The organism is Streptomyces erythrochromogenes (assembly GCF_036170895.1).
GTDB classification, from domain to species: domain Bacteria; phylum Actinomycetota; class Actinomycetes; order Streptomycetales; family Streptomycetaceae; genus Streptomyces; species Streptomyces erythrochromogenes.
Map to the genome: position 1 here is coordinate 869,902 of NZ_CP108036.1, position 24,675 is coordinate 894,576.

General features: G+C 74.2%; 21 protein-coding genes. 5 read left to right on the forward strand and 16 right to left on the reverse strand.

The genetic code is table 11. The features are described 5' to 3' along the window. Window positions 1-57: 57 nt before the first annotated feature. From OHA91_RS04170 to OHA91_RS04185, 4 genes are all read right to left on the reverse strand, one after another. Window positions 58-456 (reverse strand): ATP-binding protein, encoded by a 399-nt coding sequence (locus OHA91_RS04170; RefSeq protein ID WP_266495193.1) that lies wholly within the window; start codon window positions 454-456, stop codon window positions 58-60. 150 nt (window positions 457-606) lie between these two features. After that, on the reverse strand, window positions 607-2,097 hold the full coding sequence (locus OHA91_RS04175; protein WP_266495191.1) for an MFS transporter: 1,491 nt from the start codon (window positions 2,095-2,097) through the stop codon (window positions 607-609). 39 nt (window positions 2,098-2,136) lie between these two features. After that, window positions 2,137-2,427 (reverse strand): hypothetical protein, encoded by a 291-nt coding sequence (locus OHA91_RS04180; protein ID WP_328738607.1) that lies wholly within the window; start codon window positions 2,425-2,427, stop codon window positions 2,137-2,139. 21 nt (window positions 2,428-2,448) lie between these two features. Then, window positions 2,449-2,973, reverse strand: a complete 525-nt coding sequence (locus OHA91_RS04185; protein ID WP_328738608.1) for a hypothetical protein — start codon at window positions 2,971-2,973, stop codon at window positions 2,449-2,451. Between OHA91_RS04185 and OHA91_RS04190 the strand changes: the two genes are divergently transcribed. Further along, window positions 2,960-3,442 (forward strand): S8 family peptidase, encoded by a 483-nt coding sequence (locus OHA91_RS04190; RefSeq protein ID WP_328738609.1) that lies wholly within the window; start codon window positions 2,960-2,962, stop codon window positions 3,440-3,442. The two genes, OHA91_RS04185 and OHA91_RS04190, sit on opposite strands and share 14 nt — an antisense overlap. Here the strand turns inward: OHA91_RS04190 and OHA91_RS04195 are convergent. Both OHA91_RS04195 and OHA91_RS04200 read right to left on the reverse strand, forming a co-directional pair. Continuing rightward, on the reverse strand, window positions 3,414-3,938 hold the full coding sequence (locus OHA91_RS04195; RefSeq protein ID WP_266495187.1) for a hypothetical protein: 525 nt from the start codon (window positions 3,936-3,938) through the stop codon (window positions 3,414-3,416). The two genes, OHA91_RS04190 and OHA91_RS04195, sit on opposite strands and share 29 nt — an antisense overlap. Window positions 3,939-4,028: 90 nt before the next feature. Continuing rightward, window positions 4,029-5,300 carry an amidohydrolase gene (locus tag OHA91_RS04200; RefSeq protein WP_328738610.1) on the reverse strand — a complete coding sequence of 424 codons (1,272 nt, stop codon included), beginning with the start codon at window positions 5,298-5,300 and terminating at the stop codon, window positions 4,029-4,031. 163 nt (window positions 5,301-5,463) lie between these two features. On the opposite strand from OHA91_RS04200, the gene OHA91_RS04205 reads away from it, so the two are divergent. Beyond that, window positions 5,464-5,637, forward strand: coding sequence for a thiazolylpeptide-type bacteriocin (locus tag OHA91_RS04205; RefSeq protein ID WP_007268044.1), 174 nt, complete (start codon window positions 5,464-5,466; stop codon window positions 5,635-5,637). Window positions 5,638-5,713: 76 nt separating this feature from the next. Here OHA91_RS04205 and OHA91_RS04210 read toward each other — a convergent pair whose 3' ends face one another. From OHA91_RS04210 to OHA91_RS04255, 10 genes are all read right to left on the reverse strand, one after another. Continuing rightward, window positions 5,714-7,651, reverse strand: coding sequence for a TOMM precursor leader peptide-binding protein (locus OHA91_RS04210; RefSeq protein WP_328738611.1), 1,938 nt, complete (start codon window positions 7,649-7,651; stop codon window positions 5,714-5,716). After that, window positions 7,648-8,403, reverse strand: coding sequence for an ABC transporter permease (locus OHA91_RS04215; protein ID WP_328738612.1), 756 nt, complete (start codon window positions 8,401-8,403; stop codon window positions 7,648-7,650). Before OHA91_RS04215 ends, OHA91_RS04210 begins: the two co-directional genes overlap by 4 nt. Next, window positions 8,400-9,368, reverse strand: coding sequence for an ABC transporter ATP-binding protein (locus tag OHA91_RS04220; RefSeq protein ID WP_328738613.1), 969 nt, complete (start codon window positions 9,366-9,368; stop codon window positions 8,400-8,402). The genes OHA91_RS04215 and OHA91_RS04220 overlap by 4 nt, the downstream gene beginning before the upstream one ends. 53 nt (window positions 9,369-9,421) lie before the next feature. After that, window positions 9,422-10,522, reverse strand: a complete 1,101-nt coding sequence (locus OHA91_RS04225; RefSeq protein ID WP_266495148.1) for a peptidase M50 — start codon at window positions 10,520-10,522, stop codon at window positions 9,422-9,424. Continuing rightward, on the reverse strand, window positions 10,519-11,595 hold the full coding sequence (locus OHA91_RS04230) for a lantibiotic dehydratase C-terminal domain-containing protein (RefSeq protein WP_381705673.1): 1,077 nt from the start codon (window positions 11,593-11,595) through the stop codon (window positions 10,519-10,521). Before OHA91_RS04230 ends, OHA91_RS04225 begins: the two co-directional genes overlap by 4 nt. Continuing rightward, a complete protein-coding gene (locus OHA91_RS04235) occupies window positions 11,592-14,366 on the reverse strand; it encodes a lantibiotic dehydratase (protein WP_266495145.1) in 2,775 nt (924 codons plus the stop codon). The genes OHA91_RS04230 and OHA91_RS04235 overlap by 4 nt, the downstream gene beginning before the upstream one ends. A 14-nt stretch (window positions 14,367-14,380) precedes the next feature. Further along, window positions 14,381-15,937, reverse strand: a complete 1,557-nt coding sequence (locus OHA91_RS04240; protein ID WP_328738614.1) for a SagB family peptide dehydrogenase — start codon at window positions 15,935-15,937, stop codon at window positions 14,381-14,383. A gap of 40 nt (window positions 15,938-15,977) precedes the next feature. Beyond that, window positions 15,978-17,912, reverse strand: coding sequence for a TOMM precursor leader peptide-binding protein (locus OHA91_RS04245; RefSeq protein ID WP_328738615.1), 1,935 nt, complete (start codon window positions 17,910-17,912; stop codon window positions 15,978-15,980). After that, window positions 17,902-20,166, reverse strand: a complete 2,265-nt coding sequence (locus tag OHA91_RS04250) for a TOMM precursor leader peptide-binding protein (RefSeq protein ID WP_328738616.1) — start codon at window positions 20,164-20,166, stop codon at window positions 17,902-17,904. The genes OHA91_RS04245 and OHA91_RS04250 overlap by 11 nt, the downstream gene beginning before the upstream one ends. Before the next feature lie 141 nt (window positions 20,167-20,307). Continuing rightward, window positions 20,308-22,029 carry an AfsR/SARP family transcriptional regulator gene (locus OHA91_RS04255; RefSeq protein WP_266495136.1) on the reverse strand — a complete coding sequence of 574 codons (1,722 nt, stop codon included), beginning with the start codon at window positions 22,027-22,029 and terminating at the stop codon, window positions 20,308-20,310. Window positions 22,030-22,609: 580 nt separating this feature from the next. Between OHA91_RS04255 and OHA91_RS04260 the strand changes: the two genes are divergently transcribed. From OHA91_RS04260 to OHA91_RS04270, 3 genes are read left to right on the forward strand one after another with little or no spacing between them, the layout of a single operon-like run. Further along, the gene (locus OHA91_RS04260) at window positions 22,610-23,272 is read left to right on the forward strand and encodes a hydrolase (protein WP_266495133.1); all 663 of its coding nucleotides are present in this window, start codon (window positions 22,610-22,612) and stop codon (window positions 23,270-23,272) included. 5 nt (window positions 23,273-23,277) lie between these two features. Next, window positions 23,278-23,790, forward strand: coding sequence for a DoxX family protein (locus tag OHA91_RS04265; protein WP_328741071.1), 513 nt, complete (start codon window positions 23,278-23,280; stop codon window positions 23,788-23,790). Between the two features lie 50 nt (window positions 23,791-23,840). Continuing rightward, the gene (locus OHA91_RS04270; protein WP_266495131.1) at window positions 23,841-24,671 is read left to right on the forward strand and encodes an alpha/beta fold hydrolase; all 831 of its coding nucleotides are present in this window, start codon (window positions 23,841-23,843) and stop codon (window positions 24,669-24,671) included. The last annotated feature ends 4 nt before the right edge of the window (window positions 24,672-24,675 follow it).

Sequence of the window (24,675 nt, forward strand, 5' to 3'; positions counted from 1 at the left end):
GCATCGCGGGCTTCCTCGCCCGCCTCGCGGAACCGCCCTGGGGCGAGGTCCCGGCCGTCAGCACGGGACGCGGACGTGGATCGTCTTCCCTCCCGCCGCGTGGTGGCGGATCCCCACGTCGGTCCCCAGCTGGTTGACCAGGTGCCACCCCCAGCCGCCCTCGCCGCACCGGTCGGGCCGCCGGGCCTGCGGCTCCGCATCGCTGGTGTCCGTCACCTCGATGTCGATCCCGTCAGACGCGAGGCGCACCTCCAGCAGGCAGCCGCCACTCGTATGGCGGACGGCATTGGTGACGAGCTCGCTGATCAGCAGGAGCGCCGTGTCCAGCGCGAGGGGCGGGAGGAGCTCGTCGTCGTCCGCCGCCGTTCCGGCGAGGTGGGACCGGGCAGCGCGCCGGGCCTGCGCCGCGGCGCTCCGGCCGTGCAGGTCGAGGTGCAGCATCAGCTGGAGAGGCATGAACCCGCTCTCCTGACCACAGAGAATGGTCGCATTGCGAATATCGCCGGCATTGCGCTTGCGATGTGCGCCTGCCCGGCCGTTGCGCCTTCACTCACGACTCACGCGAGGCAGCGCCGCACATCCTCGTACACCCCCGGATACGGCGCGTCAGCGCGTCGGTGCCGGTTCGGCGGACTGCGCGGACAGCGGGGTGGCGATGTCCTCCAGGGAGCGGCCCTCGGCCGCGACCGCGTAGAAGACGGCGACCAGCCCGGCCGCCACCATCAGCCCGGCGCCGATGGAGAAGGCGAGGACCGCGTCGGAGACCACGCCGCTGGAGGTGAGCCCGGCGAAGATCAGCGGCCCGGAGATGCCGCCGGCCGCGGTGCCGACGGCGTAGAAGAAGGCGATCGACATCGCGCGGGTCTCCATCGGGAAGATCTCGCTGACGGTCAGGTACGCCGAACTCGCCCCGGCGGACGCGAAGAAGAGCACCACGCACCAGCAGGCGGTCATGGTCACGGCGGACAGCCGCCCGGCGCCGAAGAGCCAGGCGGTCGCGAAGAGCAGCACGCCGGAGAGGATGTAGGTGCCCGCGATCATCGGCCGTCGGCCGAGCGTGTCGAACAGCCGGCCCAGGAACAGCGGCCCGAGGAAGTTCCCGAAGGCCACGACGGCGAAGTAGTAGCCGGTCACGGAGCTGGAGACGTCGAAGAACGTGACCAGGACGGATCCGAAGCCGAAGGTGATCGCGTTGTAGAGGAAGGCCTGCCCGACGAAGAGGGACAGCCCGAGCACGGCTCGGCGCGGGTAGGTGCGGAACACCGTCCGCGCGATCTCACCGAAGCCGATGCTGCGCCGCACGGTGATGGTGATGGCCCGGTCGGCCTCGGGCAGCCGCCGTCCCGTCTCCGCCTCCACGCGGCGTTCGACGTCCGCGACCAGGTCCTCGGCCTCCTGTGTCCGGCCGTGGATGGACATCCAGCGCGGGCTCTCCGGTACGTGGCGCCGTACGAGCAGGATGACCAGGCCGAGGACGACCCCGAGGGCGAACGTCAGCCGCCAGCCCACCGACGGTGCGAAGAGCTCGGTGTTGAGGGCGACCACCGACAGCAGGGCCCCGGCGACGGCGCCGAGCCAGAAGCTGCCGTTGATGATCAGGTCGACGCGTCCGCGGTACTTGCTCGGGATCAGCTCGTCGATCGCCGAGTTGATGGCCGCGTACTCGCCGCCGATGCCGAAGCCGGTCAGGAAGCGGAAGAGGAAGAACCACCAGGCGGAGAAGGAGAGGGCGGTCAGGGCCGTCGCCCCGAGGTAGACGGCCAGCGTGATCAGGAAGAGCTTCTTGCGGCCGTAGAGATCGGTGAGCCGTCCGAAGAACAGGGCGCCGGAGCACGCGCCCGCCACGTAGAGCGCGGCCGCGAGTCCTGTGACCTGCGCGTCGGTGATGGACAGGCCGCTGCCGTCCTCGGAAAGGCGGCTGGCGATGCTGCCGACGACGGTGACCTCCAGGCCGTCCAGGATCCAGACGGTGCCGAGCCCGATCACGATCATCCAGTGCCACCGTGACCAGGGCAGCCGGTCCAATCGGGCGGGCACCTTCGTGGTGACGGTCGCCGTGGCCGTTCCCGTGCGCGCAGACACTCCTGTCCTGGACATGTCCGGGCGTCTGCCCCCGCCGATCAGGGGCAAACGGGGTCAGGAGGCGGGCGCGTCCGGGCTCGGGCCGCGCGTCACGTCGGCCACTTCCACGTCCTCGGTCTCCGGGGCGCCGAACGCCTCGGCGACGGCCCCGCTGCCGCTGGCGGTGACCTCCAGGGCCAAGTGGCCGCCCATCGTGCGCAGGTCGATCCGCATCCGGGGCGCGCCCGCGTGGTCGGGCATCCGGTGGATCCGCGCGGCGGGGTAGTCGAGGTCCGTCAGCTGCTTGTGCATCGCCTCGTGGCCGGTCGTCCCCTTGTTCTTGAAGGCGTCGCCGACGCGCTTCACGTGCTCGCCCGCGACGCACTCCTAGACGCCGGTCAGCGGTACCTCCCCGACCGGACCGGACCCGGTGGAGCCGGCGGCCGGCTTCGCCGGGGGCGCGGGGTCGTCCAGCGGTACGGGAATGTCCCCGTCGGCGTTCGGGACGCCCGGCGGGGTCTGGCCCGGACCGTACCGCGGCGTGGGTACGGCCTCCGCGCCCGGCAGGTCCTCCGGCTTGGGCACGCCGCCACCGCCCGTGGGATTCGGGGCGTCCGGGGTGCAGCCCTGCGCGGTACGGGTCATCAGCGCGAGGAACCGCATCTCCTGATCGCCGCCGGGCGACGAGGGGTCCTGCGGCTGCGCCCCCACCGCACTGCCCGCGGGAGCCTGCTCGGAGGTTCCCTTCTGGGTGCCGCAGCCGTAAAGGACCAGGCAGCCGAGTGCGGGCGCCAGTACGGGCTTCAAGAGTGTGGCGCCCGGTGCGGACATCGTCGCGGTCCAGGTGTTCTCGAAGTTCGAGTCGGACGAGTAGTGCGGCGCCGGAGCCAGCCCGTGCGTGCTCAGCTTCACCAGCTCCCAGATCGAGGGACTGGAGAAGGTCCACGCCCTGAAGAAGGGCGGCACGAACATCGTCGCCGCCAACATGAGCCTGGGCGGCGGACGCTGGACCAGCGCCTGCGCCTCCGACCCCCGCAAGGCCATCATCGACGGCCTGCTCACCGAGAACGTCGCCACGGTCGTCGCGGCGGGCAACAACGGCTACACCGACGCCGTCAGCGCCCCCGGCTGCGTGTCCTCCGCCGTCACGGTCGGCTCCACCACCGACGACGACCAGGTCTCCACCTTCAGCAACCGCGGTCCGCTGCTGGACCTGTTCGCCCCCGGCACCTGGATCGTCTCCTCCGTGCCCGGCAACACCTACGCGAGCAAGAACGGCACCTCGATGGCCGCCCGCACGTGGCCGGCGCCCGGACCGTCCGCTGACCGCTACCGCCCGCCCGGCCGTCGGTTCACGTGGAGTGGGACACGATCTGGGTGACGACCCACACGGCCCACGCCAGGGGTATGAGGGTCACGTAGGCGAGCGGCCTGCGCAGTACGGGCGGGCCCGTGTCGAGGTGGGTGCGGCCCGGGGCGGGCGCCGAGGGCGCGAGCGCGCGGTACTTGAGGTGGGCGACCAGGTTCCACACGAGCGTGAGCGGGTTGAGGATCACCAGGGAGAGCGGTCCCCACCAGCCGATGATGAGGGTCCTGTAGGTCATCTGCCGGACGACGGCCAAGCCGCAGTCCCGGCAGAACGGTCCGTCCAGGTGCTCGAACCTCATCATGACGAGGATGCCCGTGTGGGCCCGGACCTTGAAGTCCACAGCGCTCCGCCCGCCGCACGCGCGGCAGACGACGGGATACGGGTGGCCGTGACCACCGGTCACGGGTGCGGAGCTGCCCCAGGCCGGCGGATGGACCTGGCTGCCGGGAGCGTCGTACTGGTTTCCGGTGACGGGGCCGTGGCCGGTCGGGTGGTGCGGTGTTGCCATGATGGGACGGGTCTCCAAGTCTGCTCGTGGTACAGGCGCTGGGACGAGCGGAGCGGAGCCTCCGGTTCCACCGGATGGGGGGTAATCGGATCAGGCGGAGCCCAGCCGGGCCAGCGCGGCGGCGGTCAGGGCGCGGACGGCGGCCGGCAGGGCGCTGCGGGCGTCCGGGGCGAAGTCCGGGGCGTGGTTGGCGGGGAGGGCCGCCATCTTCTCCGCCGCCGTCGAACCCGGGGCTCGGGACCAGGCGGCCGGGCCGGCCGTGCCCAGCATCCAGTAGCCGAGCCTGATGCCCCGCTCGCCGTGCACGTCGACGCCTGCGTCGCCGAAGAGCGCGAAGTCCTCCGTCGCGAGCGAGGGCGGCCACATCGCCACCCGCCCCGCCCCGAACTCGGCGGCGTGCGCCTCTCGTAGGGCCGCCGTCAGCGCCGGATCCGGATGGGTGACGGGGGAGGCGGAGAGCCGGACGATCTCCGGATCCCGGGGGCAGGCCGCGGCGGCGCACTCCGCGCGCACGATCCGCTCCACGGACGCGGCGGCCCGGGCCAGCGAGGCCTCGCTCACCGCCCGTACGGTGAGGGCCAGTTCGGCGCGGTCCGGGATCACGTTCGCCCGCTCCCCCGCCCTGAACGAGCCCACGGTCACCGCCACCTGGTCCGCCGGTGCGGCCTCCCGCGCCACCACCGTCTGGAGCCTGGTCACCACGTGCGCGGCCGCCACCACCGGGTCCACGGCGAGGTGCGGGGCGCCCGCATGACCACCACGGCCGTGCACCACCACCCGGAAGGTGACGCTGCCCGCCGTCATGGGCCCGTACCCGTGGGCGACCATCCCGGCCGGCAGCGGCGCCGCGTGCTGGGCCAGGACGTCGTCGGGCCGCCCGCACCGCCGGTAGAGGCCGTCGGCGAGCATCGCCCCGGCCCCCTCCAGCGTCTCCTCGGCCGGCTGCCCGGCCACGACGAGGGTGCCCCGCCAGGCCCGCGGCGCCCGCGCGAGCAGCAGGGCCGTGCCCGCCGCCGCGGCCAGGTGCAGATCGTGACCGCAGGCGTGCGCTGCCTCCCCGTCGGCGGCGTACGGCAGTCCGGTCGTCTCCCGGACCGGCAGGGCGTCGAGTTCGGCCCGCAGCAGGACGGTGGGCCCGTCCCCGTTGCGGAGCACACCGGCCACGCCGTGCCCGCCGATGCCGCGCGTGGTCGCGTACCCCGCCGACTCCAGCCGTGCGGCGAAGCGGTCCGCCGTACGCCGCTCCGCCCCCGACAGCTCCGGGTCGCGGTGCAGTTCCAGGTAGAAGGTCGTCAGGTCGCGCAGGTGCGCGCCGAGTCGGGCGAGCGGCGCTGCGGGGGGTTCGGGGGCGTGACCGGTCATGGAGCCATGATCGGGCGGCGGCCGGGAGCGGTCACGGCAGGGCGCTGACACGTCGTGACAGAGGGGTGTCAGCGGTACGGGGGGTCCGGTGACGGCGGCACCCGCTCTGATGGGTGCAGGCACGGCGCACCCCGGCGCCGTCCCCTCACCAGAAGGAGTCACCATGGAGAAGTCGCCCCTCGCCTCGCTCGCGGACGAGATCCTGGAGCTGGAGTCCGAGACCTTCGAGATCTCCGACTACTCGGACGCCAGCGAGGTCGTGCTGGCCGGTTCCACGAGCTGCAGCTCCACCTCGACCTGTTCCTCGACCACCAGCACCACCTCCTGCTCCGCCTGACCCGACGGGCCGCGGACACCCGGATGCCCCGGTCCCCCACGTGCGGGGACCGGGGCATCCGCCCGTCCGGGGCCTCCTACGGGAAGGGGTGCGGGACCCTGCGGACGTCGGCGTCGGCGAGGTCGGCCGTCCGCAGCCCCGCCCGCCGCGGCGCGGTGCGCAGCCGCGGCAGGTACGGGGCGCGCTGGCGGGCCCAGCCGAAGTCGATCGGCAGCAGCCCCGGCACCACCGCGCAGACCGTGTGCAGTCCGATGCGCCGCTGCTCCGGGGTGGTCTGGTCGACGACGATGACGTCGTGTCCGGCGCGCACCAACTCGTCCACGACGCAGAGCAGGTCGTCGCGGAGGTCGCCGGTGCGGGGCCGTCCGCGGTCCGTCCAGGACCGGTAGACCTCTTCCACCGGGCGCACGGCGACCGGCTCCCGGTAGGGCCGGACGTGCTCCGCCATCGCCGGCAGCCCGTACAGCTGGGCGTGGTCCTTCAGGTGCAGCACCTTGCCGAAGTCGGCCGCCATCGCCTCCAGTTCGTCCCGCCGTTCCTCGACCTGGCGGGGCAGGTGCGGGATGTAGGTGAGCACTTCCGACAGGGCGGCCTCCACCGCCGCCGCCGGGTCGAGCGCGGCGCCGGCGCCGAAGGAGAACAGTCCGGGGCCGCCGTCGCGCCGCACCGCGAGCCCGGTGACGACCGGGACCGCCAGGTCGACGCGGTTGTCGAAGGCGTGCACGTCGTAGCCCTGGAGTGCCGCCCGGTCGGCCATCGTGCGCACCGCCGTGCCGGGTACGCTCGCCAGGTCGATCTCGGTCAGCGGCAGGCCGCCGTACCAGGCGAGCAGGAACGCGTCCCGCTCCACGAGTTCGAGCAGTGCGCCGAGCAGCGCCTCCTCCGGGCAGCTGCCGATGGCGCAGCCGTTGGAGCACTCGAAGACGAAGTTGTCGGCGGCGACGCCGGCGCTGTAGTGCACCAGCCGGGCCGGGACCAGGACGGGCCGGTCGTCGCGCAGGGAGTGCCCGTACACCCACGGGATGGGCCGCTCGGGGTCGAAGGGGGACACGAGGGGGTCGTCGCGATAGGTCTCGGGCGCGTAGAACCCGCACTCGGCCGGGTCCAGCGCCCGCTCGCCCAGTTCCGCGTAACTGGCGGTGAGCAGGGTGTTCCCGGTACGGCGGTGGGTGCCGGCGTAGCGTTCCAGCCCTTCCAGGTGGGCGAGGTCGCGGCTGGCGGCGAAGCTGTTGGCCTGCCCGCTCCACGTGACGTCCGTCAGTCCCGCGTACCCGCGCATGAAGACGCTCCCCGCGACCGGGGCGGTGGTGGGCGAGGTGACGTTCAGCCAGGTCCCGCCGCCGAGCACCCCCGTCACCGGGTTCGCCAGCGCCGCGTACGGCATCGGGTACGAGGAGGCGGCGCGCAGCCGCTGCGCGCCGGGGTCGGGTTTGGGCCTGGAGGCGGGTGCGAAGGGCCGCGGCGCGTCGGTGCCCCGCGGGCCGCAGTCCGGGCACAGCGGGTCGGCCAGCAGCGGGTACGTCCGGATGCGCAGCGTCTCCAGGTCCAGCCGCGACACCTGGGGCAGGGCCCGGTCGGCGGCCGCCCCCGCGGGCGCGGTGACCCCGCCGCCGTGGACGGCCCCGTGCAGCGCGTACACCGCGTCGTGCGCGTACCGGGACAGCCGCGGCCATTCGGGGCCGGTGGGCGTGCCCGGCCGGCGGCCGGTCTCCAGCGCGTCGCGCTCGCTGCGGCTGCGCAGCCGCTGGCGGCGCATGGCCAGGCACTGGCCGCACGCCGGTGCGCTGCCGTCGCCGCCCCACGGGCCGACGAGCACCTCCCGCGCGGTGAGGTGGACCGTGGCCCGCGGCCGGACCGCGGCGAACGGGTCGGCGGCCCGCGGCCCCAGGGCGTCGTGCACCCCGAGGGTCACCACGACGGCGCCGAGCGGCTCCAGCGCTTCGGCCAGGTGCCGCCGGGCGGCTTCGAGGGGCGTCCCGTCGGGGGCGAGCGGACGCGGCGGGGTCGTCGTCATGTCCGGTTGCTCCAGCGGAAGGTCTTGAGCCCGATCGCGCCGAAGACGACGGCGAAGCCGAGGAGTGCCGCACAGCCGGTGCCGATGGCGGCGAGGGATCCGGTGCCGGTGAGCGCACCCGTCGCGGCGTCGTTGAGGTAGCGCAGCGGCAGGACGCGGGAGACCGACTGCAGCCACGTCGGCATCATGTCGAGCGGCAGGAACGAGCCGGACAGGAACGCCATCGGCACCATCAGGCAGTTGGCGATGGCGGCGACTGCCTCCGGGGTGTTCGCGTAGGTGCCGACGATCACGCCGATGGCGAGGAAGGCGGTGATGCCGAGCACCAGGGCGGGCAGTACGAGCGGCCAGCGGCCGTCCAGGACAAGGCCGAATCCGGGGAGCATGGCCACCGCGACGAACACCGCCGCCTGCACCACGCCCACGGCCAGCGCCAGTACGTACCGCGAGGCGAGCACGGTCGTCAGCGGGGTCGGCGTCAGCCGGATCAGCCGCAGCAGGTCGTCGCGCCGCCACTGCATCAGGGTGAAGGCGATGCCGAAGACGGCCGCGTTGGCGACGCCCCAGGACATCACTCCCGGCGCGATGTAGGAGATGTAGGGGCGGCCGGTCTCCTCGACGTCCTGCCCGCTGAAGATGAGGCCGAAGACGACCAGGAAGAGCAGCGGGAAGGCGAAGGTGAAGAAGAGGGTGGCCTTGTCCCGGACCTGCGCCCGGTAGCCGGCGGCGGTCAGGGCCGTGTATGCGCTCATGCCTGGTACTCCGTCTGCGTGTGGGGGCCGGCCTGCGGGCCGGTGTGTGCGGCGCCCGTGAGTTCGAGGTAGACGTCCTCCAGCGTCGCCGTGCGGGTCATCACGCCGTCCAGTCCGGTGAGGGCGTCGACGGCCTGGAGCACCTTGCCGGGCGTCGCGGTCTCCAGGACGAGGGAACCGCCCTGGAGGACGGCCCGGTCCACGCCGGGCAGCGCCGCGGCCTCCTCGACGCCGAGCCGGCCGACGGGCAGCAGCAGGCGCGAGGGGGCGCCGGCCGCGGTGACCAGGCGGTGCGGCGAGTCGAGGGCGGCGATCTTGCCGCCGACGAGTATCGCGACGCGGTCGCACAGCGCCTCGGCCTCGTCGAGGTGGTGGGTGGTGTAGACGATGGTGCGGCCCTGGCTCTTGAGGGCGCGCAGCACCTCCCACAGGTCGCGGCGGGCCTGCGGGTCCAGGGCGGCCGTCGGCTCGTCGAGGAAGATCAGCTCCGGTTCGTGGACGAGTGCGGAGGCGATGGCCAGGCGCTGGCGCTGGCCGCCGGAGAGGTTCTCCACCAGGACGTCGCGCTGTTCGGTCAGCCCCACGCTCTCCAGGGTGCGGTCCGCGGCCGCCGGTTCGCGGCGGTACAGGCCGGCGACGGTGGCGAGGTGCTCGCGCGCGCTCTGCCGTACGAAGAAGGCCGAGGCCTGGGTCTGTACGCCCATGCGGGGCAGGAGTGCGGTGTTGCGGGGCCAGGGGCTCTGGCCGAGGACGGTGACCGTGCCGCCGTCGGCCCGGCGCAGCCCCTCCATGATCTCGATGAGGGTGGTCTTGCCCGCTCCGTTGGGGCCGAGGAGCCCGAAGAACTCGCCGCGGCGCACGTCGAGGGAGACCCCGTCCACCGCCCGGCGGTCGCCGTAGTGTTTGTGGACGTCCTGGACGGCGATGGCCGGGGAGTCGGGCGGCTGGGTGCTGTCTGTCGTCATGGGTCGTGCGTCCCTTGGGTGTCTGGCGTGCGGTGTGTTCTGGCTGGGTGGGTTCAGGTGGTGGCGGCGTACCAGACGGCTCCGGTGAGGCCGGCCGCCAGCAGCAGGACCAGGACGGCGGAGCCGATGCCGTATCCGGCGTAGAGCCTCCTGGCGTGCGGCGGGTACGCGGCGGCGGCCGTCCGGTCGCGCATCCGTAGCCGGAGATACCCCGAACTGGCGGGTGCCAGCCGGGTGACGCGCAGGCCGTGGCCGAGCATCGTGTAGCCGTCCAGCGGGGGCAGCGGGACCAGGTTGACGAGCGCCTGGGCGCTGCCGATGAGCAGCAGCGCGGAGAGCGTGCGCCGGGTGGGGTCGTCGCCTGCGGGCAGCGCCGCCCACCAGAGCCAGAACGGCAGCAGGAACAGCAGGTTGGCGAAGGCGCCCGCGGCGGCGACCGCCAGCTGGTGCCGGCGCCGTTCCAGGAAGCGGTAGTTGTCGACGGTGCAGTACATGATGGCGACGGGCAGCCGCCAGCGCAGCCCGATCTCTCCCACGGTCCCGCCGACGTGGCGGGCGGCCACCCCGTGCGCGAACTCGTGCAGGGCCGTGCTCAGCCACATGAGGGTGGCCACGGCCAGCAGCGGCACCGGATGGCGCAGCAACCACCCGAAGGCCGAAGCCAGTTCGCCGAAGGACGCGGCGAGCACGGTCTCCATGGCGAGGCAGCCCAGCAGCAGGACGCCGAGCACCGCCGGGTGCAGGAGCGGGCGCAGCGCGCGGTGCAGCCGGGCCGTCGTGGCGTCGGCGTCCGCGACCAGGCGCAGCGTGCCGCGGAGCAGGCCGCCCCGGAGCGGCGGGCCGGGCGGGGCGGGTGCGGGCGGCGGCGGGCCGCCGGCGAGCAACCGGCGGCTGCCGAGGAGGGCCAGCAGCTGCTGCCAGTTGCCCTCGCCGAGCCGCCGGCCGAAGGCGCGCCCGTACTCGGTGCCGATCTCCGCCAGGCTGCGGGTGCCGTCCAGCCGGGAGACGAGGAAGTGCTCCTTGGGCCCGATCTCGAACGAGGCTCCGGACACCGGGTCCTTGACCAGGTGGACGGTCGCCGGCCCGTCGAGGAGCGGCGGGGACAGCAGGACGTCCGGCCGCAGGGCGGGCCGGTGGTCCAGCAGCCCGGTCATGTGGCGACCGCCGTACCGTCGGCCGGGGCCTCGCTCTCGCGCAGCACCCGCCCCAGCAGGTGGGCCAGGTACGCCTCGTCGCGGATGGTGACGTGCAGCCGGTTGTTGGTCATGTGCATGTACGGGGAGAGCAGCAGCGGCAGGGCTTCGGCGGGATCCGTCACCCGTTCGTCGCGGGTGCCGTCCCAGGAGCGGAAGACGAGGTCGCCGGCGACGGCGAGCGCCTCGGCGCGCTCGCGCAGCTCCTGGCAGTGCTGCGCCCACCCGGCCAGGAAGGCGGGGAGGCGGCCGGTATCCCCGGAGGCGAGCGCGCCGCGCACGGCGGCGAAGCGGCGGCCGAGGCCGGGCGCGGTCCGGCCGTAGGTGCGGTCGTACTCCTCGGATCCGATGAACCCGGTGCCGGGAAAGGCCTGGTGCCAGAACGCGTAGTACCGGTCGAGATATCCGGCGAGTTCGTCCCGGTCGGGCAGGAACACGCCCGCCATGACCATCATCAGCTGGGCGGAGGTGCCCAGCAGGACGGTGCGCAGGTGCAGGTTCATGCGGTGCAGCGCGTCGATGACGAGATCGCTGGAGCGGGCGAAATGCCATTCGGCGAGTTCGATGCCGGCGGGGCCGCCGTACTTTCCGTATTCGGGCTCGTACGGCTCGCGGGAGCAGGAATTGTTCGGCCGCAGGTTCATCCGGCCGTCGGGTCCCATGAAGGCGGCCCGGTCGCCCTCCGGGAACTCGATGTCGAACAGCGTGTTGTAGAACTCGTTGAGGAATCCGGAGTCGACCTCGTAGAGCGCTGGGCGGGCCTTGAGGAAGGCCGCCACGGCCTCCTCGGCGCGGCGGCGCACCTCGGGTTCCGCCTCCGGTGCGGCCGGACGCAGCCGCAGCCGGACGTGCGGGCCCTCCAGCCAGTAGTTGATGAAGAAGTGGCCGGCGAGCAGTCCGTCGGCCGTGAGTGCGGCGATCAGCGGCCGGACGCACTGCACCAGCAGGGGCTGCGGGTTGGCGGCGTAGAAGATGTGCAGGGCCTGCCAGGCACCGCGGGTGTCGGCGCGGGCGCCGGTGGTGGACGGGGTCATCTCGGACATCGCGTGCCGCCTTCCTGGTCTTCCGGGTCTTCCTGGTCTTCCGGGTCTGCTTCGTCTCGGACGGTGGTGGTGAAGGTCTCGACGGCCAGTTCGGCGACGTGCGCGCCGCGCGCCGAGTGCACGTGCAGGCCTCCGGGGTCGGGGAGCACCTCCCGGAAGACGACCCGGTGGGCCGGATCGCGCAGCAGCGTCTCGAAGGCCGCGAGCGACATCAGGCTCGCGAAGTCGACGTAACTCGGTTTGGCCCCGGCCGCCGACGGGCCGGCCGACACGGTCGCGAACACCTGCTCCGGCAGGCCGTGGGCGCGGCGCCAGCGCTGCCAGTCGAGGAAGTGCGCGGCCTCCTGCGCCCCTCGGACGGGCAGGTCGCCGGCGGTGGTGGTCCAGCTGCGGCGGCTCAGGACGACGTCGCCGTGGACCACCCTGGGCCGGGTGGTCACGCCGTCGCGCGCGGCGCCCTCCGGTACGCCCGCCCACACCTCGAGCGGTGACATCGACGACGGGGACAGCAGCAGGAGCGTGCGGGGGATCGCGGGGAGCGCGAGCGGCACCAGGTAGCCGAGGTAGACGGGGATCACCTCGCGGCCCAGGCGGCGCGAACGCAGCACCACGCGCCCGGTGGCCGGCACGTGTTCGGCGTACAGGTCGTCCAGGTGCAGCCGGTGCTCCGGCGGGAGGGTGCCGCTCTCGCCGGGGCAGACGATCTCGTGGTCGGTCAGCCGGCCGTGCAGGTTGAGGTTGGTGGTGACCGGGCCGCCCGTGACCTCGGCGAGGACCGCTCCGGGCGGGGTGATCCGGTGCGCCGTGGCCCGCAGGGCGTCGGAGAGGTACGCGCCCGTCCCGTCGTAGGCGTGGGTGAAGCGGCTGAAGGGGAAGGACACTCCGCCGTACGAGCGGTTCAGCACGGTCAGCGGGGTGCCGTCGGCAGGATCGCGGCCGAGCTGGAGGTGGTGGCAGCGCGGTGCGAACCGCGGTGCGATCGTGCCCAGTTCGTCCGCGACGGCCGCGAGGTCCCCTTCGTCGAGGCGCAGGACGGCCGCTGTGTCACGGCCGTTCGCGTCCTCGTACGCCGTCCAGGCCTGCCGCATGCGGCCGATGAAGGCGCGGCGCGCCGCGTCCAGGGCACGGATGCCCGGCAGGCCCAGCCAGTTCTCCTCCGGAACGTACTCGCCGCGCTCGTCGAAGGGCTTTCGCCGGGCGGTGAACGACAGGTACTGGTCGAAGAAGTCCTCGTGGAAGTCGTGCACCAGGCCCAGGAGGTCCTCGCAGCGGCCGCCGGCCCCGTACCGGGCGGTGAAGAACCCCTCGAAGGTGATCCGCTGGGCCAGCGTGAGGTCGAAGGCGGGCAGGATCCGCTCGAGCGACCGCAGCGCGGTCCAGTCGCGCGGCGGGCAGGGCAGCTCGTCGCCGGCGCTCACGTCCTCGTACAGCAGGGTGTGCGGCAGGGCCGCGTCCGGTGCGCCGAGTTCCTCCTGGGCGCGGCGCAGGCCGCTGCGCAGCACCCGCAGCAGGTCGGCCCGTTCCGCGTGCACCGCGGCCGGGTAGCCGGCCAGGGCGGCGGCGGGCGCTTCGAGCAGGGCGGCGAGCCGGTCGGCCCAGGGCCGATCCAGCGAGGTCAGCGCCTGCCGGAAGGAGCGCAGCGGGTCGCCGCTGTGCACCTCGGTGTCGAGGCGGGGCACGTGCACCATGCCGAGCTGGAGGAGGGCGGAGACGTACGCCTCGCACTCCTCGGGGCCGGCGGCGTGCTCGGCCGCGAGCCAGTCGGTCAGTTCCCGGTGGCGCAGCTCGGGGCGTTCGGCGAACAGGCCGAGAAGGCGCTCCAGGGTGCCGCTGCGGCGCAGGAAGAACAGCCGGTCCTTGACCGCGTCGAAGGTGACGGCGGCCGTGTCGTCGCCCGCCGTGACCGAGCGCCGTACGTAGCGGATCCGGTCGTCCTCGTGGCCCCAGCCGGAGGCCAGGCGCAGCGGCAGGTCGCGGCGGCGCTCCGGATCGGCCAGGATCAGCTCGGCGAGCCGGGCGAGGACGACGACGTTGAGCCGTACGTGGCTGCTCCACGCGTCGGCCACCCGCACCCCGATCGTCGCGTCCTCGCCGGCAGTGCCGGTGAAGCGTCCGGTGGCCACGGCGGTGAGGGTGCTGAACGGGCTCGTCTTGCAGGCCGTGCGGTACACGTACGACAGGACTGACCGTTCGGCCTTGCGGGCCCGTCCGTTCGGCGCTCCGTCGGCGCGGGCGTATCCGTCGAGCTGCCCTTCGAGTACGGGCGAGGCCAGCAGCAGTCCGCTCCGCAGCCGCTCGTCGGCGACCAGGGCGCGCAGCGCGGTCCGATTGCGGGCCAGGTCGGCGGTGAGCAGCGGCGGCCCCTCGGCCAGCAGTTTGTCCAGCAGGCGGCGCCGGTGCAGCCAGCCGGCCAGTTGCTCGGCGGCGGCCTCGTCCACGGCCGCGACGGCTTCCACGGCGGTCTCGGTCGAGGCGTCGGGCCGGGCCGGCAGCCGGTCGTTGTGGATCTGCCGGCGCAGCCGCAACAGGGCGCGGCGCTGGGCCGCGCCCGGGCCGTCCGGCGCCGGGTCGGTGGCGCCGACGGCCGCATGGAGTACGTCTCCCAGCCGTTCGGCGCCCCGGCGCAGGCCGGTCTCGGCGCTGAGGACGGCCTCGGCCCAGCGGCGGGTGCCGTCGGCGCGCAGGGCGTCGACCGCGGACAGCGGGAGCCCTGCGACGCGCAGCATGAAGCGTTCGCCCGCTCGCCACTCGGTGGTGTTCATCGTTGTCGCTCCCTTCAGGCGATCTCGTGGCGGAAGTCGGCCGGCCGCGGGCGTTCGTGGCCCAGCAGCATGATCAGCAGGGGTGCCTCGTCGGTGCCGGTCAGCCCCAGCTCCTCGATGTACGAGATGTTGTCGAAGCCGAGGGCCACCCCGGCGCCCAGGCCGAAGGCCGCGGCCGTGGTGTAGAAGGTCTGCGCGACGGCTCCGACGGTGCCGCCCACGAGCCGGTAGCCGCGGTCGCCGACGCGGTCCAGCACGGCGGTGGTGCGGACGGTCGGGACGAGCACCGCGCCGGCCTGCTCCAGGTTGTAGTTGGAGAGGAAGTAGTTGCGTTGGAGGAAGGGTCCGGGCGGTCCCGCCGTGACCGGGCGCAGGGTGTGCGCGGCCGGGTCGTAGGCGTACGCGCCGGGGGCGATGCCCTCGACGTGGTTGACGAAGGCGTACAGCGAGGTGAGGGAGGGGCCGCCCGGGCGCTCGGCCTCGGTCCCGTACCGGGTGGCCGCGCAGTCCGCCAGCGCGGCGGCGAGCTGCTCGGCGGCGACCGGACGGGAGGCGTCGAAGCGGCCGAAGCTGCTGCGGCGTTCGCGCAGGGCGCGGGTCGTGGCGGTCGGCGGCGCGGGGGGACGCGGCAGCGCCAGCGGCTGCGCGCCGCGGGGCGGGTGGGCGGCCGCAGCGTCCAGTGCTCCCGGCTCCGGGCGGTCGGCGGCCCGCCCCCGGGTGGCCCGGTGGACGCGCCGCAGGGTCTCGAACTCCAGGACGCGGCGGGAGCGTTCGACGTCCCGGTGGCGCGCGGCGGCGCCCGTCGCCCCGCCCTCGCCGGGCGTCCGCCCGCCCTCCCAGGTCAGCGGGACGACGGCGAAGACGCCCTCCTCCTCGGGGGCCGCACCCAGCAGCCGGGCCAGGCGCTCCTCGTCGAACCACAGCACCGGGTCGATCCGCAGCCCGTACTGCGCCGCCCACAGCCTCCAGGTCTGTACGAGCGCGCCCACGTCCATGCTGACGGCGTGGAAGGAGAAGCTGTTGTACTTGAAGGCGTTCTGCCAGTACTTGACGCCGAGAACGAGGTACTGCGTAGCCTGCCCCGCGGTGCCCGCGCCCGCGCCGAGGGCCTCCCGGACGTCGCCGGTGACGTCGCCCGCCAGCAGCCGGCGCAACCCGTGCTGGTGCGGCGCGTAGTAGTAGAGGCCGGGTGTCAGCGGCCCGCCGGGGCCGGCCGCCCAGTGGACGGCCACCGGGTACAGGCCGCCGCCCGAGGCGGTGCCGCGCGACCAGTGCGCGTGCGTGTAGTGCGGCAGCGCCGCCAGGTCGGTGTTGGCCTGGACCGCGAGGCGCCGGCCGGTCAGCCCGTACGAGTCCCTCAGCATCCCGGACAGCAGCGGCAGGGTGAATCCGGGCACGGGCTGCCGCGGTGGCGTGGGCGGGGGCGTCACCGGCAGGGGGAGCGTCTCGGCGTCCGGGTGGAACTTGGCCTTGCGGGGCCGGTCGGCCCAGTCGGGGACGAAGTCGGCGGGCTCCATCGGCACCCGGCCGCGGTGCATGATCTCGTGGGCGTAGACATGGGCGTGGCCCATGGGTCCTCCTGCGTTCGGATCGGACGCCGGCGGTGGCCGGTCAGGGGAAGGGGTGGGGTGCCGGGTTGAGGTCGCCGGGCTCCAGCGGGCGCTCGCGCAGACCGGCGGCGAACAGGCCGGTCCGCATCCGCGGCATGCCGAGCGCCCGCTGCCGGGACCACCCGAAGTCGATGGGGAGCAGGCCGGGGACGAGCACGCTCACGGTGTGCAGTCCGAGGGCCCGCTGCTCGGGCATCGTCTGGTCGACGACCACGACGTCGAACCCCTCGGCCGCGACCGCCGACACGCACCGGTCCAGATCGGTGCGCACGTCGTCGGAGGCGGGCGCACCCCATCCGTCGGGCCACTCCAGCTCGGCGACGGTCCGCGGACGCTCGCGGCCGGGGCCGCGCAGCAGGAAGTCCGCGTGCACGCCCATCTCCGGGATCCCGTAGACGAGCGGATGGTCGTGCAGCGCCGTGACCAGGTCGAAGTCGGCCGCCATGGCGCGCAGCCGGGCCTCGTCGCGTTCGGTGCGCCCGGGCAGGTTGACGGCGTCCGTGGCGATCTCGCAGAGCGCCGAGTCCAGGGCGGACTCCGGGTCGAGGCCGGCGCCGGCGCCGAAGCACATCCGGCCGGGGCCGCCGTCGAACCGTTCGGCGACCGCCGTCACGACGGGGACGGGGAAGGTGATCCGCGTGTCGAAGAAGCGGGCCCGGTAGCCGTACATCGCCAGCCGGTCGACCATCGCCCGGGTCGAGGGCCGGGAACTGCTCGCCGGGTCGATCTCCGGCAGCGGCTGCCGCCCGTACCAGGCGAGCAGGAAGGCGTCGCGCTCGACGACCTCCATCAGGCCGAAGTAGGCCGCCTCGGCCAGACTTCCGCCGGAGGCGCAGCCGTTGGAGCTCTCCTGCACGAACCGGTTCTCCAGGCCAGGGGCGTGGTAGTACGTCAGGATCTCCGGGACCAGGCGGGGCGTCCGGTCGCGCAGCGACCAGCCCCACACCCAGGCGATCTCCCGGTCCGGGTCGAAGGGGCGCACGCGCGGGTTGTCCCGGTGGAAGGCATCGCTGTAGAGGCCGACGTCCCGCGGGTCGACCGCGTCGGCGCCGAACCGGTTCAGCGAGCCGGTGACGCTCGTGGTCCGGGCGCGGGCCCGCATCCCGGCGTAGCGCTCCAGGCCCTCCAGGACCCCCACGTGCGCGCTGCGCGCGAAGGAGTCCGTGTGGCCGCCCCAGAACGTCTCGCGCAGGTATTCGCCCGAGCGCATGGAGAAGCAGCCGATGGTCGCGGAGGTGGAGGTGGAGGAGACGTCCTGGACGAGGGAGGGCCCCAGCGCCCCGCACAGCGGGTTCGCGAAGGCCGCCACGTCGATCCCGTACGACTCGACGGGGCGGGTGCGGAACACCCCGGGCCGGTGTTTCGGCGCGGGCGCCAGGTCGGGCACGGCCGCGGCGGCGGTGTCCTCCTCCGGGGTGGCGCAGACCGGGCACTGCGGGTCCGGGACCAACGGGTACCGGCGTACGCGGCCGGTCCGCAGGTCCAGCAGCAGGACGTCGGGGAAGACGCCGCCGGGCGCCGCGCCGCCGGGGCGGGGCTCCTGGGCGGCCGTGACCAGCGCGGCCAGTGCCCCGGCGGCGAAGGGGTGCGCGTACGGCCAGTCCCCCGCGGCCCGGGTGCCGCCGCCGAGTTCGAGGGCGTCCCGGAGCGCCACGGACCGAACCGCCTGCCAGCGGCGTTCCAGGCAGCGGGCGCAGCCGCCGGGCCGTCCGACGACCGCCTGGTGGCCGTACAGGTGTACGGGCACGGTCGCGCCGTCGGCGGGCTCGGGGACGGGCCGGGTGAACGCGTCGCCGAGACCGAGGGGGGTGAGCGTGATCCGGGGCCCGCCGAGCGCGGCGAGGTCGCGGTCCAGCTGCGCGGTGAAGCGGGCCGCCGCTTCGGGGCCGAGCGCGCAGGCGAGGCCGGGGCCTGCTGTCGACTGGTCAGTGGTCATCGCCCGGCTCCTGGGCGGTGGTCAGCAGCACTCTGGCGGTGTGGAGGCCGACCGAGGCCAGGTCCGGGGTGCCGGTGGGGACGACGTAGGCGTCGCGGCCCGCAGCCCGCAGCCGGTCCAGCACCTCGGGCCAGCCGGCGGCGGGCCGATCGGCGTCGGCGGAGCGGGCGTCCGGCGAGGTCGTGAGCGTGCGGGCGTCGAGGTCGGCCAGCAGGGGGTCACCGGTGTCGGCCGGTCCGCCGGGGGCGGCCTCGTCCTGCTCGAACTGCACGGCACCGAGGAGGTCCCGCAGTGCGGTCAGCGTCGCCGTCCGCCGGTCGAGGCCGGCGCCCACGGCCCAGCGTTCCCCGGCTCGGGCGAGCAGCACCTGGACGCCGGAGCGTGCGGCCTCGCCGAGGTCGAGGAGCTCGACGGCGAGGCCGAGCCGGTCCGCGGACCGTACGAGGAAGGCGAGTTCGGCGTCGGCGGTGTCGTCCGTCCGCGGTACCGGCGCGGCAACGGTTCCGCGGACCGCCCCCAGCAGGGCGTCGTGGGCCAGGGCGGACAGCAGGCCCGCGGCGGCCGCGTCGGCGGGCGAGGGTCCGGCTCCGGCTCCGGCGCGGGTGCGCTCGAAGAGCCGGTCGCCGTTGTGCGGGCCGAAGGGGCGGACGGCGCCCGCCGGCACGAGGGCGGGCTCCTTCGTGACGAGCGAGACGGCCCGCTGCCAGGCGGTGGCCGTGCCGGGCAGCCCGGAGGCGACGGTCAGCGCCCCTTCCGCGACCGCTCCCCCGCCCTCGCTCTCGCCCCGGGTGGCGATGCCGTACGCGGGGACGACGTGCTCGGCGTAGACCACGGCCGCGGCGTCGAGCGCCCGCATCCGGGCCCCGGCGACGTGGTGGACGTCGAAGGCCGCGATCGCCCGGGGTGCCGCACGGCCGGTGCCGAACTCGACGACGCTCAGCTTGAGGGGGATCTGGGTCAGCGGCTCGTCGGCGTAGCGCGTGAAGACGCCGGTGTACGGGCGGACGAGCGCGGAGCGCCGGTTCAGCTCCTCCACGAGGGCGTCCGCTTCGCGGGCGGTGTCCAGGGTCGGCAGGGCGGGGGCGGCGGTGGTGCCGGCCTCGGCCAGGTCCACGGGGGCCGCGGCCCGTCCCGCCTCCTCCGCGTCCGGGGCGCAGAACGGGCAGCGCGGGTGGGCGAGGAGCGGCTCGGCCGTCACGTCCAGGGAGGCCATGTCCTGCACGATCACCTGCCCGGCGGTCTCGGCGGGCAGGGCTCCGGAAGTGGTGCGGAAGACCTCGTAGCCCAGGAGGTTGCCGATCATCGCGGCCAGCGGCCGTCCCGGCTCCGGGCCGGCCCCGGCGGGCCCGCCGGGCAGTGCCAGGGTGCTCCACAGCTCGGCCGCGGCGGCGCCGTCGCGGCCGGCGGCCGCGCCGAGCCGGAGCGCGGCGCAGGCCCAGCAGCCGGGGGTGCCGGACGTCATGAGCGGGCCGATCACGGCGTCGGCGCCGTACGCCCAGGCCGGCAGGAGGGTGCGGCCGGCCGGGATGCCGGCGCGCAGCAGCGGCATCAGGCGGGCGGGGGCGGTGCGGCCGCCGGTGACGACCACGAGGTCGTAGTCGGACAGTTCGGACCAGGACGGCTCCCGGTCCGGGTCCGTCGGCAGGGTGCGCAGCTCCGCCGGGCAGCCGTCGGCGACGGCCTCGGCCACCTCGGCGTCGAGCTCCGGCGTGCCGGACGCGGGGGTGCCGGGCGCGGGGGTGCGGAGGGCCGGTGCCACGCCGACGAGCGCGCAGCCGTTGCGTATCAGGCTCGAAGCGCACCAGCGGGCGACGTCGTCGTCGCCGAGGACGGCCACGCGGGTGTTCCGGAAGCGCAGGAAGCGGGCTTCTGCGTCATCGGAGTAGTGGTCGGCGTAGGCGATCTGCGGGGCGTACCGGCGGGCCACGTCGGGGTCGGGCGCCGGCTGTCCGGCGGGGGGTCCGGCGGGGGCGGTGACGGGCCGGGCGAACTCCCGTTCGTACAGCGTCCGGACGAGTTCGCCGACCATCGCCTGCTGTGCTTCGCCGAGGCCCCGGCACAGGTCGGCGACCGAGTGCTCGCCGGTGAGGTGGGGGACGATCAGCGTCGCGAAGCGGTAGGCGGACTTGGCCGTGAGGCGGAAGCCGCCGTCCGCGTTGTGGAACAGCACGCCGTCGGGCGTCTCGGTGAACAGCACGTCCCGGCGGATCCGGGGACGGGTCGCGGCAACGGCTTGGTAGCTGGCGTGGGCCATGGGAACACCCCTGGGTGCGGTCTGGGCGGGATCGGGGGATGAAGCCTTGAGCGGGGGGAGCTTGGAGCGGGGGGAGCTTGGAGCGGGGGAGGGAGGCTGGAGCGGGGAGGTGTGACGGGGGGCGGCGCGGGCCGGGAGGGGTCAGCGTGGCGCGGCCGTGGCCGCCGCCTCGTGCGTGCGCACACGCCAACGCGCGTAGATGCGGAGCAGATCGTGCAGGCGGTACGGGCCGGGCGGCCCGTCCTCCAACAGCCCTGCCTCCACGAGCTGTTCGAGTACGGATTCGCTCTCCCCGGCCGCCGGGTCGCCGGCCTCGGCGCGTTCGCCCAGCCGGAGGAACGCCTCCCGCAGCGCGGGAGTGAGCGCGTCGAGGGCCTGCCCCAGCACCTCGGGTACGGAGAGCCCGGCGTCCTCCGCGAGCGCCAGCCGCGCGGGGGGATCCTCCGCGAGCCAGGCCGCGCAGTCCGCGACGGACAGTCCGGGCCGGGTCAGCAGCCGTCCCGCGGCGATCCGCAGGGCGAGCGGGAAGTGGCCGCACACGCGGGCCAGTTCACGGGTCGCCGCGGGCTCGGCCGCGATGCGTTCGGCGCCGACGAGGCCGGCGAGCAGCGCGTACGCCTCGGCGGAGCGCAGCACGTCCAGGCGGTGCACGGCGCCGCCGTGGGTGGCGACGACCGCGGCCAGTTGCCGCCTGCTGGTCACGAGGACGGCGGCGTCCTCCGCCACGGGCAGCAGCGGCAGCACCTGCCAGGCGCCGGCCGCGCCGTCCAGGACGATCAGCCGGCGGCCGGGGGCGGGCTCGGGCATGAGCCGCGCCGCTTCCTCGACGGCGACCGGGGTTCCGTCGGGCCGGGCCAGCTGGAGGGTGAACACACCGCCGGGGAAGGCCTCCTGCACCTCGTGGGCGGTCTGGCGGGCGAGTGCGGACTTGCCGATGCCCGGCGCTCCCGAGACGACGACCAGGCGCGGTCCGTCGCCGGCGGTGAGCCGGGCCGCCATGGCCCTGCGGTCGGCGTCGCGTCCGGCGAAGGCGGGGACGGGCGGCACCGCCCGGGGCGGCCGGGCCGGTACGTACGCGCCGGCGGGCAGCGCGGCGGGCCCGGCCGCGACCGCGACCGCGGCGTGCGCGGATTCCGGCGGGGCGGGCGCCAGCTCCTCGGCGCGCAGGATGGCGAGCTCCAGGCGGCGCAGTCCCGGTCCCGGGTCGATGCCGAGTTCGTCCCGCAGCCGGTCGCGGACCGTGCGGTACTCGGCGAGCGCTTCGGCCTGCCGTCCGGTGCGGTAGAGCGCCTCGACGAGCTGCTCGGTGAAGCGTTCGCGCACCGGGTGCCGGCGGGCGCTCTCGTACAGGTCGACCAGGACCTGATGGCAGTTCCCGGCGGCGAGTTCGAGGTCGCAGACACGTTCCAGCACCCGCAGCCGCTCCTGTTCGAGGGCGGGCACCGCGTCGTCCTGGAGCATGCGCGAGGCCACGTTGGCGAGGGGCTGCCCCTGCCAGAGGGTGAGCGCCTCGCGCAGCCGGTAGAGCTCCTCCCCCGGGCCGCCCGCCGAGCCGGCCCGGGCCGCGAGCGCGCGGAACTGGACGAGATCGAGGGTCTCGGTGTCGCAGTGCATCCGGTAACCGCCCGGGACGGCCTCGATGGTGGTCGCGGATATGCCGTACTTGGCGAACAGCCGGCGCAGCCGGAGGACGCACGTCTGCAGTGCGGCACGGGCCGTGGCGGGCGGTTCTTCGTCCCATACGGCGCGCAGCAAGTAGGTGGTGGACACCACCGTGTTCGGGTGCAGCAGAAGTGCGGCGAGGAGACTGGTCGGCTTGGACGGTTTGAGAACGACGGTTTCCGGGCCGTGCGCAATGCTCAAGGGCCCCAAAAGCTGGAACCGGATGATTGATCCCCCGTGTCGGGACACGCATTCCCCCAATGGGGAGCGCGGCGGGGGCGGTGGTCTGCCGGTTCTTCGGGGTCGTCACACGCCGGAAATAGTCCGGACCAATCCCGAAGTCGCCGTCCGCCCCCCGTTGGGCGGTGAATAACTGGAACACTACATAACGGATCTTGTGGAAGTCGAGCCGACGGAAGGCCCATTTCCTTCCCGCCGACCTTTTCTCCCTTCTCCGTAACCTGGGCGCTTCGCGGAGTTACCGCCGGTTCGTCAAAACCGTTAATCCGTAAACGAATTACCGTCGGGGCGCCATCCAAGCACGATGTCGTGATCCAATTAAGGTGCATATCACGCCACTGATATGGCCGATCCTCACCCTTGTCGCAGGCTCCGCCCCGGGCTTTTCGCAAGCGGCGGTGCACCGGTGGGCAAGTCGCCGGGCACGGACGGACAACTGGGCTGATCAGAGCCGACCTACGGTGACGAGGCGGCCGGCCGCGGGAACGCCGCGGCGGCCGCTTCCGCTTCTGATTCCGCCCTTTTCCGAGAGGACACCCTCGTGTTCGACATCGCCCAGGTCCACGCCGCCCCGAGCGCGGACCTGCTCACGCCCGACAACTCGGTCATGCTCTTCATCGACCACCAGCCGCAGATGTTCTTCGGTACGGGGAGCGGCGACCGGGCCGCGATCATCAACAGCACGGTGGGCCTCGCGAAGGCGGCCCGCGCGTTCGACGTGCCGGCCGTCCTGACGACCGTCGCCGCCGAGTCCTTCTCCGGGCCGCTGCTGCCGCAGCTGGCCGCCGTGTTCCCCGGCCAGAAGGCCGTCGACCGCACCAGCATGAACGCCTGGGAGGACGAGGCGCTGGTCGAGGCGGTCCGGGCCACCGGCCGCAAGAAGATCATCCTCTCCGGCCTGTGGACCGAGGTCTGCCTGGTGCTGCCCGCGCTCTCCGCGCTCGCCCAGGGATACGAGGTCTACGTGGTCACCGACGCCTCCGGCGGTGTGAGCCCGGCCGCCCACGAGCACGCCCTCCAGCGGATGCTCGCCGCCGGCGCGGTCCCCGTCACCTGGGTGCAGGTCCTCCTGGAGCTCCAGCGCGACTGGGCCCGCTCGGAGACCTACGGCGCCGTCATGGAGATCGTCAAGGAGCACGCGGGGGCGTACGGCCTGGGCGTCGTCTACGCGCAGACGGTCATCGGCGCGCACGCGGCCGGATGACCTCCCTGGACACCGGCCTGCTCCTGCTGCGGCTGCTGGCGGGCCTGCTCATCGCGGGCCACGGCGTGCAGAAGGTCAGCCGGCGCCTCGGCGGCCGAGGACTCGACGGCGGTGCGCGGGAGTTCCGCGCCGACGGGTTCCGCGGCGGGACCCTCACCGCCCTCGCCGCGGGCGGCGGCCAGATCGGGTCCGGGGTGCTGCTCGCCGCCGGACTGCTGACCCCGCTCGCCGCGACCGGGGCCATCGGGGTCATGACCGTCGCCGTCACCGTGAAGTGGCACAACGGCCTCTGGGTGCAGAACGACGGCTACGAGTACCCCCTCGTCCTGATCGGCACCGCCGCCGCCCTGGCCGCCGCCGGCCCCGGGGCCTGGTCCCTCGACCGGGCGCTCGGCCTGACGCCGTACCCCCTGTGGTGGACCGCCCTCGTGCTCGCCGCCGGCGTCGGCAGCGGGCTGCTCACCCGGCTCGTCCTGCACCGCGCCCCGGCCGGCACACCGCGCACGTCCGCCCCGTAGCGGACTCCCCACCCCGAAACACACCTCCCATCCCACACAGGAGCACACACATGCCGTACATCGAGGTCGCGGAGGGCAACTCCGCCCCCGTCCGGCTCCACTACGAGGACCACGGCGCCGGCCGCCCGGTCGTGCTGATCCACGGATGGCCGCTGAGCGGCGCCTCCTGGGAGAAGCAGACCGCCGCGCTGCTCGCCGCCGGCCACCGGGTCGTCACCTACGACCGGCGCGGCTTCGGGCGCTCCGACCAGCCCGCCGACGGCTACGACTACGACACCTTCGCCGCCGACCTGGGCGAGGTCCTGACCGCCCTCGACCTGCGCGACGTCGTGCTCGTCGGCTTCTCGATGGGCACCGGCGAGGTCACCCGGTACCTGGGCACCCACGGGTCCGACCGGATCGCCAAGGCCGTCATGATCGGTGTCGTCCCGCCCTTCCTGCTCAAGACCGAGGACAACCCGGCGGGCGTCGAGGGCGAGGTCTTCAAGGGCATCGAGGAGGCCATCCGGGCCGACCGGTTCGCCTTCATGGCCGATTTCCTCGCCGACTTCTACAACGTCGACGTCCTGGGCGGCGAGCGGATCAGCGAACAGGCAGTCCGGGCGAGCTGGAACGTGGCCGTCGGCGCCTCCGCCAAGGGCACCCTCGACTGCGTGCAAGCCTGGCTGACCGACTTCCGCGAGGACCTCCCCCGCATCGACGTCCCCACGCTGATCATCCACGGCGATGCCGACCGCACCCTGCCGATCGACTCCACCGCGATCCCGCTGGCGCGCAGCATCCCCGGCGCCCGGCTGGTGACCGTCCCCGGCGGTCCGCACGGCCTGCTGTGGACCCACGCCGACGAGGTCAACGCGGCCCTGCTCGCCTTCCTCGGCTGAGCGG

Excerpts from the sequence above, each read along its gene's own strand:
- OHA91_RS04250 (WP_328738616.1), bottom strand. The coding sequence starts at position 20,166 with ATGGCCCACGCCAGCTACCAAGCCGTTGCCGCGACCCGTCCCCGGATC.
- OHA91_RS04205 (WP_007268044.1), top strand. The coding sequence starts at position 5,464 with ATGGAGAAGTCGCCCCTCGCCTCGCTCGCGGACGAGATCCTGGAGCTG.
- OHA91_RS04170 (WP_266495193.1), bottom strand. The coding sequence starts at position 456 with ATGCCTCTCCAGCTGATGCTGCACCTCGACCTGCACGGCCGGAGCGCC.
- OHA91_RS04210 (WP_328738611.1), bottom strand. The coding sequence starts at position 7,651 with ATGACGACGACCCCGCCGCGTCCGCTCGCCCCCGACGGGACGCCCCTC.
- OHA91_RS04225 (WP_266495148.1), bottom strand. The coding sequence starts at position 10,522 with ATGACCGGGCTGCTGGACCACCGGCCCGCCCTGCGGCCGGACGTCCTG.
- OHA91_RS04175 (WP_266495191.1), bottom strand. The coding sequence starts at position 2,097 with ATGTCCAGGACAGGAGTGTCTGCGCGCACGGGAACGGCCACGGCGACC.
- OHA91_RS04245 (WP_328738615.1), bottom strand. The coding sequence starts at position 17,912 with ATGACCACTGACCAGTCGACAGCAGGCCCCGGCCTCGCCTGCGCGCTC.
- OHA91_RS04215 (WP_328738612.1), bottom strand. The coding sequence starts at position 8,403 with ATGAGCGCATACACGGCCCTGACCGCCGCCGGCTACCGGGCGCAGGTC.
- OHA91_RS04200 (WP_328738610.1), bottom strand. The coding sequence starts at position 5,300 with ATGACCGGTCACGCCCCCGAACCCCCCGCAGCGCCGCTCGCCCGACTC.
- OHA91_RS04230 (WP_381705673.1), bottom strand. The coding sequence starts at position 11,595 with ATGACCCCGTCCACCACCGGCGCCCGCGCCGACACCCGCGGTGCCTGG.
- OHA91_RS04270 (WP_266495131.1), top strand. The coding sequence starts at position 23,841 with ATGCCGTACATCGAGGTCGCGGAGGGCAACTCCGCCCCCGTCCGGCTC.
- OHA91_RS04195 (WP_266495187.1), bottom strand. The coding sequence starts at position 3,938 with ATGGCAACACCGCACCACCCGACCGGCCACGGCCCCGTCACCGGAAAC.
- OHA91_RS04220 (WP_328738613.1), bottom strand. The coding sequence starts at position 9,368 with ATGACGACAGACAGCACCCAGCCGCCCGACTCCCCGGCCATCGCCGTC.
- OHA91_RS04235 (WP_266495145.1), bottom strand. The coding sequence starts at position 14,366 with ATGAACACCACCGAGTGGCGAGCGGGCGAACGCTTCATGCTGCGCGTC.
- OHA91_RS04240 (WP_328738614.1), bottom strand. The coding sequence starts at position 15,937 with ATGGGCCACGCCCATGTCTACGCCCACGAGATCATGCACCGCGGCCGG.